This is a genomic window from Microcoleus sp. MON2_D5 (assembly GCF_036701905.1).
In the GTDB taxonomy this organism is placed as follows: domain Bacteria; phylum Cyanobacteriota; class Cyanobacteriia; order Cyanobacteriales; family Microcoleaceae; genus Microcoleus.
In genome coordinates this window covers 146588-158126 of the sequence record NZ_JAUBRM010000004.1, presented here as the reverse complement: position 1 = coordinate 158126, position 11539 = coordinate 146588, and the positions used below count along the sequence as shown (strand labels likewise).

General features: G+C 45.8%; 11 protein-coding genes. 4 read left to right on the top strand and 7 right to left on the bottom strand.

The window, feature by feature from the left end; all coding sequences use genetic code 11:
• Window positions 1–213: 213 nt before the first annotated feature.
• The 4 genes from obgE to QUA47_RS02840 form a co-directional block, all read right to left on the bottom strand.
• On the bottom strand, window positions 214–1254 hold the full coding sequence (gene obgE, locus QUA47_RS02855; RefSeq protein WP_190662360.1) for a GTPase ObgE: 1041 nt from the start codon (window positions 1252–1254) through the stop codon (window positions 214–216).
• 677 nt (window positions 1255–1931) lie between these two features.
• Window positions 1932–2828, bottom strand: coding sequence for a Mo-dependent nitrogenase C-terminal domain-containing protein (locus tag QUA47_RS02850; protein WP_333429634.1), 897 nt, complete (start codon window positions 2826–2828; stop codon window positions 1932–1934).
• Window positions 2829–3245: 417 nt separating this feature from the next.
• Window positions 3246–4319 carry a class I SAM-dependent methyltransferase gene (locus QUA47_RS02845; protein ID WP_333285383.1) on the bottom strand — a complete coding sequence of 358 codons (1074 nt, stop codon included), beginning with the start codon at window positions 4317–4319 and terminating at the stop codon, window positions 3246–3248.
• 387 nt (window positions 4320–4706) lie between these two features.
• Window positions 4707–5018: a 30S ribosomal protein PSRP-3 gene (locus tag QUA47_RS02840; RefSeq protein ID WP_278187374.1), complete on the bottom strand. Its 312-nt coding sequence runs from the start codon at window positions 5016–5018 to the stop codon at window positions 4707–4709.
• A 177-nt stretch (window positions 5019–5195) separates the two neighbouring features.
• On the opposite strand from QUA47_RS02840, the gene QUA47_RS02835 reads away from it, so the two are divergent.
• On the top strand, window positions 5196–5984 hold the full coding sequence (locus QUA47_RS02835) for a TIGR01548 family HAD-type hydrolase (RefSeq protein ID WP_333429633.1): 789 nt from the start codon (window positions 5196–5198) through the stop codon (window positions 5982–5984).
• A gap of 170 nt (window positions 5985–6154) precedes the next feature.
• Here QUA47_RS02835 and QUA47_RS02830 read toward each other — a convergent pair whose 3' ends face one another.
• A complete protein-coding gene (locus QUA47_RS02830; RefSeq protein ID WP_333285387.1) occupies window positions 6155–6973 on the bottom strand; it encodes a tetratricopeptide repeat protein in 819 nt (272 codons plus the stop codon).
• A 179-nt stretch (window positions 6974–7152) separates the two neighbouring features.
• On the opposite strand from QUA47_RS02830, the gene QUA47_RS02825 reads away from it, so the two are divergent.
• Entirely contained in the window at window positions 7153–7902 is a 750-nt protein-coding gene (locus tag QUA47_RS02825; protein ID WP_333429632.1) for a cobalt-precorrin-6A reductase, read from the top strand.
• 201 nt (window positions 7903–8103) lie between these two features.
• Here QUA47_RS02825 and QUA47_RS02820 read toward each other — a convergent pair whose 3' ends face one another.
• Window positions 8104–9300, bottom strand: coding sequence for a CapA family protein (locus QUA47_RS02820; RefSeq protein WP_333429631.1), 1197 nt, complete (start codon window positions 9298–9300; stop codon window positions 8104–8106).
• A 63-nt stretch (window positions 9301–9363) separates the two neighbouring features.
• On the opposite strand from QUA47_RS02820, the gene QUA47_RS02815 reads away from it, so the two are divergent.
• Entirely contained in the window at window positions 9364–10341 is a 978-nt protein-coding gene (locus QUA47_RS02815) for a hypothetical protein (protein WP_333285393.1), read from the top strand.
• A gap of 78 nt (window positions 10342–10419) precedes the next feature.
• The gene (locus tag QUA47_RS02810; protein ID WP_333285395.1) at window positions 10420–10980 is read left to right on the top strand and encodes a Uma2 family endonuclease; all 561 of its coding nucleotides are present in this window, start codon (window positions 10420–10422) and stop codon (window positions 10978–10980) included.
• Between the two features lie 116 nt (window positions 10981–11096).
• Here QUA47_RS02810 and QUA47_RS02805 read toward each other — a convergent pair whose 3' ends face one another.
• A complete protein-coding gene (locus QUA47_RS02805) occupies window positions 11097–11492 on the bottom strand; it encodes an SH3 domain-containing protein (RefSeq protein WP_333285397.1) in 396 nt (131 codons plus the stop codon).
• Window positions 11493–11539: the final 47 nt, after the last annotated feature.

Genomic DNA, 11539 nt, shown 5'->3' with positions numbered 1-11539 from the left:
GCCGCTTTTATCAACAAGGTATGCGGGCTGCAACCCTTATCCAGTCTATTTCATAGACCTCTTTGTCACCCTCCCAGTGTAGATAGATGTCCAAGATCTTTTCTGAGACCAGAGAGGTTCAAACCCTTGTCCTACAAGCCATACAGCCGAAAGATTTGACCCCCTCAAAAAAACACCTACCCATTCACGGAAATTTTAGGAACCAGAAAGCGATTAAACACTCGCGACTGCTTCGAGTTCCGCCGCCTCTTTCTCGTTCATCTCGTCGAGTTTTTGCCACACTTGCTGCATCAATTCATCCAATCCAACTCTACTAACGGCGGAAATCAACAAAACAGGAGCGCCGCTAATTTCTTTAAGTCGGCTGATTAAATTACCGATTTCTTCGCTTTCAAGGTCGATCGCATCTACTTTATTAAAAGCCAAAATCTGCGGTTTCTCAGCTAAACCACGCCTGTAAGCCTTCAATTCTTCCTGAATTGTGACGTAATTGGCGATCGGATCTTCATCCGTAACATCGATCAAATGCAGCAACAACCGAGTCCGCTCAATGTGCCGCAAAAACTCGTAACCCAAACCAGCACCTTCGTGCGCTCCTTCAATCAATCCCGGAATGTCTGCAAACACCGTACCGTCGCCAGTCGGTTTTTTGACTACGCCCAAATTCGGGACTAAAGTTGTAAACGGATAATCTGCTATCTTGGGGCGAGCCGCAGACAAAGCAGAAATTAAAGTGGATTTGCCAGCATTCGGCAGCCCGAGAATTCCCACCTCAGCTAATAGCTTCAATTCCAAACGCAAAAATTTGTGTTCACCTTCTTTTCCCGGCATCGCATAATCTGGAGCGCGGTTAGAATTGGTCAGAAAACACTTATTCCCCAAACCGCCTTTGCCGCCTTGGGCAACGCAAAAAGTCTGTCCGGGCGTTACTAAATCTGCTAAGATTGCCTGAGTTTCCGCGTCGTAAACAACTGTACCGCAGGGAACTTCGATCGTGCGATCTTCCCCGGAAGCCCCCGTCATATTCTTCGGCGCGCCGCGCTTCCCGTCTTCGGCTTTAAAAATCCGGTTGTACTGAAAATCTAGCAGCGTTTGCAGACTTTCCACCGCTACCATAAACACAGAACCGCCCCGCCCGCCGGTGCCGCCACTCGGCCCGCCCGCGGGTACATACTTTTCTCTGCGAAAAGCTACCATACCGTCGCCGCCTTTGCCTGCTGCGACTTGAATATCTGCTCGATCGATAAATTGCATAATTTAGTCAGTAGTCAATAGTCAGTGTCAATAGTCATTACTTATTATTATACCAGATGCAAGTACCATATCCCCCTTTTCCTTTAGTCCGCGTCGGCGGACGACAGCCAAGTTTAGTCGCGATTTACAATTGCCGGAAAAATATAATTATACCAATTCTGAAAAGTAGTGCAGAGTGAGAGATGGTACGCGAGCATCTGTAGGGAAACGGCACTGCCGTGTCCGGCTCCGAAATCTTTTAATAATCTGTATAAAAAGTTGAGGATAATACCAAGACTTTTGTTGAATTAGTATTATCAAAGCAGATTTGATATTAGCAGGAATCACGCACGAAAACAGAATAAACTGGGTTTTTATAGCAATTATTGCAGGAGTCGTAAATTGTTTACCCCATCTCAACCCTCGCCGAACCCGCTCGATCGGGAGTAAGAAATTCACAAAAGATGCGAGGATTGCTCTATCATAGACGAATACCTGTAAAAATATTTTTTGTGCCAAAAATAGGTTTCTAAATCATCGAAAATACTCTACTGAAAATTAGTAATTGCTAATTACACGAGTTCTGCCAATACTGATTTAACGTGCTAATTATAGCGGTAAGGTGCTTATGGGCGCATCCTGCAGATAGAGGTTTTGCGCCCCGGAATGAATTACCAATTAGCAATTACCCATTCCTATTAACAATAGGACGATACATCTTCCTTACATTCATCTGCCAAATAGCAGAGAGCTCGAAAGCGCATCCCCACCAACTGTTCGTAAAGCGGGTTAATCTTGCACATCGCCGGAATGTGCACGATTTTGCGTCCGAATAAGACGACATCTCGCTCAAACGGACACTGCGGCGGAATCATTTTGCAGACAAAGTGTGCCAGCTTGGGGTCGTGAATTTCCCAGCCGTCAAGCCAGTCTTTGACGGGTTGCAGGACATTTTTGTGGTGAGGTTTAGGTAGCCGAGATGAAAGGGGTGTTCCGGCGACGGGGGCGACATTCGCATCAAAGACGATTTGGCTGCTGGGCCCCTGCGGATCATCGCACTTGCTGTCTTCGATGGTGTGTCGCAGAGCTTCGAGCGCTTCTACATTGTGTCCCAAAGCTGTGCAAAACTTATAGATTACCTCGTCTTCGCTGAGCGAGTAGGTACCGTCTGCCAAGGCTACCATGACTGCTGTCCTCAAAAAATCCTCGCCTTTGGCGGTGTCTTCCCCTAACACAGCAGCTAATTCCTCTGGGGCAATCGGTTCAAAACCCGCCTCAAAAGATACCGGGTGGAGTTCATCCTCAGTTAGATTTGCAATCATTTTTTGCTCGTCTTCGTCAAAGTTGCCGTCTGCCCAAGCAATTGTCAGCAATCCCCGCAGCCAAGCAGTAATCTCTTCATTGGTGCAGGAAGATTTAGCGTTACTCATTAGCATTTCCACTTGGATGTACCAGTCAATTTGTTCGTTTACAGCGGGCTCAATATTCCCCTCCCAATAATTTTTACTGGTTTTTTGGTCGATGGATGATCTATTTGTGGAAGGTTGGTGCCCGAAGATTGCTCCAAACGCTTGTAGTGGATGTGTTAAAAGCATATTTGTTTCTCAGCAGCATCGCTGACTAGCGAGCTAATCTATTGGGTAATCCTATTCCCTAAAAAGTCATCTATCGCGAGGAATAGGTTTGTTGAATTCATCTTAACTCTAGTTGCACCCATCGAGATGGCGATCGAATTTTATTCAAACCCGATTGCCATTAGCCACCCAATTTTTCGCAACAAATAAAAGGTTGGCAAGGGTTCGATCTAATCAGACACTGGGTTTGTCGCCCAGGGGCGATCGAACTTCGCTCTGTTTACATTTTAATATATATTTTTGTAACTTTTTATGTGCAGGCTGCACAATATTAACAGCGAGTTGGCTTTAAGCTGTTGAAATAAAAATATCTGAGGAAACTGTTACTGCCGGTTAACAGTTGTGATTGCTGTGTCCGCCTACAAATGACAAGTTTTTTTAACTTCGGCGGCACAAAATCCAGCGCAATTCCATGGGCGGGCGTGCGTTTGCCATTGGGAAGACATCTCGACCGGTGGCCCAACTGGGAAACCAGGGCGTCGGTGGCCAGGCTCCTTCCGGCAGGTGGTGGCGTTCGTACTCAAACACCAATTCATCGGATATTTGGACTAAGGGCAACCCTTCCATTGCGGTGGCGAGTTCTTGGGGCGTAAATAAAGTAGACCAGGAGAGTTGGGCAACTTGTCGCACGAGGGCATCTGGCTGGTAGTCGCCGACGGTTAAAAACGTGCTGAACAGCAACAGGCCTCCGGGACACAGGGAATCGCACATTTTAGCTAGGAAAAGCCGTACTTGATCGCTGTCTCGAAAATGTGAGATGACTTCGGCGGCAACTGCCAACTGGTAGCGGGCTGGTTTCATCCGCATTAAGGGATCGAGCACATCGCCTTCAGTCACTGTCACGGGAAGGTTTTCGGCTGTTACGGCAGCTTTCAATTGTTCTGCAAAAGCTGGAGTTAGTTCGATCGCATCCACAGAATAGCCCAATCTCGCCAGGGGCAACGTATTGCGGCCGGTACCAGCCCCCACGTCTAAAATCCGCACTCGATCGGGTGTGCCCAATTTAGCAGCCGTTGCCATCAATTTTGCATCTGGATGAGAGCCGAAAAGCGGAGGTTCTCTGGTGTCTACCCAGCTTTTGTACTGTTCTCCAACTGTTGAGGTAGTAACAATGACTTTGCAAGCTAAACCGGTTTGTGGCGGCTGCACTGACTCGTATTGCAGAATCAGCATCGATGCTGTGGAGGTGCGGTAGCCTTGTTCTAACTTGGTGGCTAAAAGCTTGCTGAGTTCGTCTCTGCGGTCTTCGGGCAGGGGTCTGTCGAGAGTGCTAAATAGCTTTTCTATCGACTTGAGATAGTGGCTTAGCATTCCCGGTACGCAGGGGAAAATTAATTCTCCGCGAGCGTTTATGCGAGTATTAATTTTGTAGAGGATAGCTTGCTGGAGAATGTCGGGATTTACTACCAGCGGTAGCTGTTCGGTCTGGTCGATCGTACTTTCGGCGCCCATAAATTCCGCGAAGAAGTCATTAGTTATCAGTCATTAGTCATTAGTCAGAGGGAAGGCTGTTGAGAGCTGACTGTACAATTCAAGAGTATAAAAAAGCCGATTTTAGATTTATTTGGTTTGGTTGCTTAGTCTTTTTAGACTCTATAAAATTAGATTTGAGAGCTTTATTTTGGATAAATCTCAAATCTCAAATCTCAAATCGACCAAGCCCAAAACCCGAGTAGGTTCCAAAATCGGAGTTAGTATCAATATAAGCTGTAGCGCATTTAAATTGTATGTTTCACGGCGAGGTGGAAAAAGCGTCAAATCCTCTCGCCTTCTCCCCTCTCTCCTTCCCCTCGTCAGCCATAACAGGCAATGTATATGGGTAGCAAATTAAAGCTGGGCTTAGTTGCTGCCGGTAAAAGTCACTTGGGGGAATCTTGACTGAGCTTCAGTCATCGGGCGCCGTCTGCCTTCCTCTTGCCAGTAGTTGATTACTTCTGTCGCTTGGTTGAGGATTTCGACGCGATCGTTATCAGCAATCCAGTGTTTGGCTTCGAGTTCGTTTTTGAGGTCTTCCCACGCATCTTTGCGAGGCCAGAAAAAGTAGGATGTCAGCGGGCTAGTTCCTTTGCCGACAACTTGGTCAACGGCGAGGGCAACATTCTCTTCTAGCCAGAGAACTTTTAAGATGAACTTGGACAAGCAAACCTCCAGGGTTCCGATCGAACTTGTTAAAAATTTCTACAATCGCTAAGCGTAGCACACTCTGTTCGATAATTAATCATCGGCCATGAAAAGTTTTGTGGCGCGGCTGGTTTTAGCGCCACTCAGGGGCTGGGAACAGATAAAATTTGGGTTCTCACCCGCCCTAGGTACAAGGATGGTTAAGTTGTGAACAGAGTTATTGTAGTCTTCGACATTGACGGTGTGGTGCGGGATGTGTCCGGTTCTTATCGGCGGGCGATCGCCGATGCGGTGGAGCATTTCACGGCGGGTGCTTTTCGCCCGAATTCTCTCGATATCGACTCTCTGAAGTCTGAGGGAGTGTGGAATAATGACTGGCAGGCGTCTTTCGAGTTAGTTTGCCGTTATTTTGAGGGGATTGGGCGATCGAGAAACGAACTCGCTCTCAACTATGACGAATTAGTGGCTTTTTTCCAAAGTCGCTATCGCGGGCCTGATGAGAAAAATTGGACTGGTTACATTTGTACCGAACCGCTGTTGTTAAGTCCGGCTTACCTGGAAAATTTAACAGTTGGGGGCATTTTTTGGGGCTTTTTTAGCGGGGCGATGCGGGATGAAGCTGCTTATGTTTTGTCAGGGAAACTGAGTTTAAATTCCCCCGTGTTGGTGGCGATGGAAGATGCACCGGGAAAACCAGATCCGGCTGGACTTTTCGCGGCAATTGAACAGTTGGAAAACCTGCACGGTTTAGAAAAAAATTTGCCCGTAATTTACGCGGGAGATACTGTTGCCGATATTTACACGGTTGTGAATGCGCGGGAAGTGCAACCAAATCGGGTTTGGCTGGGGACTGGAATTTTGCCACCTCATGTTTTGGATGATTCGGTGCGCTGCGAGGCTTATGCTGCAGCGCTGAAAACTGCTGGTGCAGCAGCGGTTTTCAGGAATGTCGAAGAGTTGACGGCTGCGCGGATTCGAGAATTAGTCAATTGTTAGTTGTTAGTTGTTAGTTGTCAATTGTCAGTAGTTAGTTGTCGAAATAACAAATAACCAATGATATCGTTTCCGGTTGTATCGGAATAATAAAATCGAGTCAACAGTTAACACTCAAACATTCAGTTTTTCGACCCCGAGTCAACAGTCAACAGTCAACTTTCCCTTTGAGATTATTGCAAGTGCAAGAATTTGTCTAATGCACTGACTGCAACTGGCGGCCAGCGCCGCGTATGGGCAACCCAATCGATGTCTTTGTAGCGGGAATCGAGGCCGACTGCTGCTACCCAATTGCTCTCAGCTTCGCCGCGCTTCCCGGCTTCCCAAAGACAGGCGGTGAGGGCGGCTCTCATGTCGGCAAATTGGGGGTATCTGCGGACGATGTTTTTCATGTTGCGAATTGCTTCTTTAGTTTGCCCGTTTTGATAAAGTGCGAGGGCGTGGTTGGCGCGGGCAAAGGCGTATTCGGGGGCTAATTCAAAGGCTTTGCGGTAGTCGGCAATTGCTTGTTCCCATTTTCCTAAACCTGCTTCGGCGTTGCCTCGGTTGTTGTAGGCTGCTGGATCTTTGGGGTCTAATTCTAGCACGTGATTGTAGTCGGCGATCGCTTCTTCCCAGCGTCCTAAACCTTCTAAGGCTGTGCCGCGGTTTAGGTATGGATCGGGGGCATCGGGAGCTAGTTCGATCGCTCTTTCGTAGTCGGAAATTGCTGCTTGCAGCTTGTTTTGGCTGACTCTAGAATTGCCTCGGTTGCTCCAAGCGGGGGCTTGTGAGGGAAATTTGTCAATGATTTGAGTCCAAAAAGTTTCAGCGGCGGGAAATTTGCCTTCATTTGTAGCTTCAAAAGCTTTTTGAACGAGTTCTCCCAGTTCCTGTTCGGGAGTGGCGATATCTGTTGGTTGTACTTGTGCGGTAGCGGGCGCGATATTTCCCAACCAAACTAACCCGGTTACAATTAATACTGTAAAAAATGTCAAAAGTGAGCGAATCATCGTTGTTGGCAGTTTAAACTTTACTAAACATATTATTAACCGAAATTGCGGGCGTTGCTTGGATAGTACCAGTTTCAAAAAAGGATGTGACTGTAGGCAACCTCCGAACCCTTATTTCATCAGTCATTTACAAATCTAAAATCTAAAATCTAAAATCTCAATAAGTTAGGGAGAATTTGGTGAAAAAACGGTTGCTAATTTTAGGCGGAACGGGGGATGCTGCGGAACTGGCGGTAAGAGCGTCTCAAATTGCTGAAATTGAGGTCGTATCTTCGCTAGCAGGACGCACTCAACAGCCTTTTACCCCCAAAACGGGTACGGTGCGAATTGGGGGGTTTGGTGGGGCGGCTGGACTGGCAGCGTTTTTGCTCGATCGCCCGATCGACTTGTTAATTGATGCTACTCATCCGTTTGCGGCTCAGATTTCTGCCAATGCTGCTATTGCTGCTGCTGAATGTAATGTGCCCTATTTAATGCTGGTGCGTCCAGCTTGGGAGAGGGTGGAGGGCGATCGCTGGATTGAAGTTGCCAGCCACTCGGAGGCTGCAAAAGCTTTATTAGGGCAGTCTCAGCGGGTGTTTCTCACCATTGGTAGGCAGGAATTGGCGGAGTTTGCGGGTTTGGATGCTATTTGGTTTTTGATGCGGGCGATCGATCCTCCTGCACTAAATACTCCTGTTCCTAACGGTAAATTGTTATTAGCAAGGGGGCCTTTTTCATTGGAAGACGAGCGGAAATTACTATTAGAATATCAGATTGATACAATTGTTAGCAAAAACAGCGGGGGCGGTGCTACTTATGCCAAAATTGTCGCGGCTAGGGAACTGGGCCTTCCCGTGGTGATGGTGCAGCGGCCGCAGATTCCCGATGTTGAGCAGGTTGCTGATGTTGAAGGGGGGATCGCTTGGCTGAGGGAGCAATTAAATTAATTTAATCTTACTAACATCTTGCATCAATTTTAGTAACAGGCAAGATGCCTGTTTCACAAGACATAATTTTTTTTGTGGGGTGGGCATCTTGCCCGCCCCCAAAGGTTACTAACACGCAAGATGCCTGTTTCACAAAACATAAACTTCCTTCCAGCCTCTGCCTGGGAATACAAATTGATCGGCTGTGCCTCGAATACCCAATTACTTAGATTTTTTTGGACTCTCCAAAGAGTTAAGATGATTGTTCATATCCTGCAAATATTTTGATAAAACCGGATACTGTGAAGTTGCTAGTAGTGCATCTTTTTTCTGGCTGACAGTTGTTTCTAAGGGCAAAACGCGATAGTTCGTTTTATTGTTCTGAGTATAGCGGTGTACCCAAGTTGGAAAGGTTTTGATGCTGGTAATTTCTGTAGTTTTTTCGGGAAATGTTTTGCGAATATTTACTTGCAAAATTACGCCTAAGTCTGTATATTTTTTATTCTGACCGGAAATGAAGTTTCCCATTGAATAAATTGCTACAGCTTTGCGAGTTTTGCCATTTTTTCCGGGAAAGTTAAAAATTTTGTAAGGTTGGACGACGTGGGGATGGCTGCCGAGAATGATGTCTGCACCAGCTTTTAATAGGTTTTCAACTAATTGTTTTTGTTGGGTGTTTGGCTGCCGCTGATATTCGTCGCCAAAATGCAGGGAAATTGCGATAATATCTGCTCCTTGTTGGCGGGCTTTGGCAATGTCTTTGACTATCTTTTTTTGGTCTATTAGCGAAACTAAGTAGTCTTTGCCTTTGGGTATGGGAATGCCGTTTGTGCCGTAGGTGTAGGCTAGCAGGGCTAGTGAAATGTTGTTTTTGGTGCTGATTAAAGTGCGTGAAGCCTCGGCGGCTGATGTGGCTGTTCCTGTGAACGCAATTTGCCGATCGCTCAGATTGGCGATCGTCCTAATTACCCCTTTTTCTCCACGGTCTAAAGCATGATTGTTGGCGGTTGTCAATATATTAAATCCGGCTTTTTTAGTCGCATCCGCTAATTGAGCCGGTGCGTTAAATAGCGGATATCCCGTATATCCGCCCGCATCTTCGCCCGCTAAAGGTGTTTCGAGATTTCCGATGACCCAATCGCCTGTTGACAGGATACTTTTAACTGGTGCGAAGAAATTGTCAAAATTGTATGTTTTCTTTTTTGCGTCGTAGCCCGATCGCGTTTGGGTACTGTGCATCATGATGTCGCCGACAGCAATTAGTTTCGCTTCTTTGATCTCAGACTGTGGTTTGGGGGGAACAGGAGTTGCTATTGGCGATCGACTTTCTGTAGGCTGTGTGTTGGTTTGTGGCGTTTGGATATTGCAGCCTGCGATCGAAAGCATGGCAATTACCGAGAGCAACCGACGAAAATTCATGATTTTTGATAGTGATTTGTCGGCTTATATGGTATCATAAATAATTTACCTACTGCTAAAAAAATGAAAAAAAACTATCTAATTCTTGCCTTAATTGTTTTTGTAGCAATTACGGGTTTTGGGGTTTTAACTTACGCTCAAACTTCGGGTGATAGACCTTTTGAATTTGCCTTAATTGGCGATTTGCCCTACAGTGCCGAACAAGAAGCAAAATTTCCGAGTTTAATTGCAGATATCAATCGATCGCCCGCAGCGTTTGTCGTCCACGACGGCGACATTAAAAACGGTTCTAGTGTCTGCGATGATGCAACTTTTGTGAGTCGCAAGCAGTTATTTGATAATTTTAAAATTCCATTTATTCTAGTTTATGGTGACAACGAATGGACGGATTGCCACCGTTCAAATAACGGCAGTTACGATCCAGTAGAAAGACTCGCTAAACTGCGGGAGATTTTCAACCAAGGTAATCAAAGTTTGGGAAAGCGCACCTTAACTCTCACCCGTCAAAGCGAAAACCCGCAGTTTGCTAAATTCCGCGAAAATGTTCGCTGGATTTATCATGGAGTTGTGTTTGTGGCGATTAATATGCCGGGAAGCAACAACAATTTTGGTCGCACTCCCAAAGCAGATGCAGAATATGCCGATCGCAATTCAGCTAACTTAGCGTGGATCAAAGAATGTTTTGCTTTAGCCAAACGCAGCAACAGCAAAGGAATTATGTTAGTTGCACAGGCAAATCCGGGATTTGAACTCGATCCGACGGACAAAAGAAGAAGTGGCTACAACGATTTTATCTCAACTCTGGAAACAGAAACAGGCAATTTCCCAGGACAAGTTGTATTCGTCCACGGCGATACTCACTATTTCCGCATCGATAAACCTTTACCCTATTTTACCGATGAGACTCAACTACCGAGAATGAAAAATTTTACTAGAGTTGAAACTTTTGGTTCTCCCAACGTGCATTGGTTGCGGGCTTTTTATGACCCTACCAATCCTAATTTGTTTGAATTTAAACAGCAGATTGTTCCGGAAAATTAGGCGATATTACACCAGTTTCATGCAAGATAACTATTTTTTGGTTTACACTGAAGATAGGTAGCATTGAGGAATTTATTTATGACGATCGCAACTGAGCGCCTTACTCTTGAACAATTTCTGAAACTGCCAGAAACTAAACCTGCCAGCGAATACATTGAGGGGGAGGTTCTCCAAAAACCTATGCCGAAAACAAAGCACAGTCTATTGCAATTAATAACCTGCAACGAAATTAATCAGGTGACGCAAACTCCCAAGATAGCTTATGCTTTTCCAGAGTTGCGGTGCACCTTTGGCGGTCGATCGATTGTTCCAGATATTGCGGTACTATTGTGGGAACAAATTCAATTTGATGAGAGCGGTGAACCATTGGATGATGTGCTAATTGCACCGTATTGGGCGATCGAAATTCTCTCGCCACAACAAAGCTCAAATCGCGTAACTAAAAAAATCATTCACTGTCTGCAACATAATTGTCAGTTGGGGTGGCTAATCGATCCAGACGATCGATCGATTTTAGCCTTTTTGCCCAACCAACAACCGCAATTCTGCGAAGGTAGCGATGTCCTTCCTGTTCCCGAAATGATTCCCCTGAATATCACCGCCGAACAGGTGTTTAGCTGGTTGAGAATGCAACAATGAATCAGGGCGATCGTCTTTTTTGTACCACTTTAAAAAATCTTCCGGTGTGGTTTGTAGTGAAAACTTTAGCTTTCATCTCAACTAAGGACTGAAATCCTTACTACAAACCAAATCCCCTATTGCCGCCACCTGTCAAATTGGTCTTCGGAACAGCCATTAATAAATTGATTGTTCACCCAACCGTCAAGGATTGTCAAAGTTTCATTAGGAGGATTACCCGAAAATCTGGCCGCAATTTTCACCCACTTACCTTGTCTGCTGACAGCCCTAACTCCGTCTCCCCTTTTCAATTTAGCAACAACCGGGTACTGATTGCCGGGGCCTTTGCGAATGTTAACAGCGCCACCTTCACCTGTAATAAACGAGCATTGAGTTTGCTTTTTTAAAGCTTCTGCTTTTGCGGGTGAAAGACTTTGCTGCTTGCCGAAAACAGGAAAGCTGTAAAGTGAGAAGCTAAGACTTGCAACTACCGCTGCAATAAAAAAGGCTTTTGATTGAGTAAAAATTAGCATTATTTCATTTCCTTGGATTGACCGAACTGAAGTCCTGACTATGATTT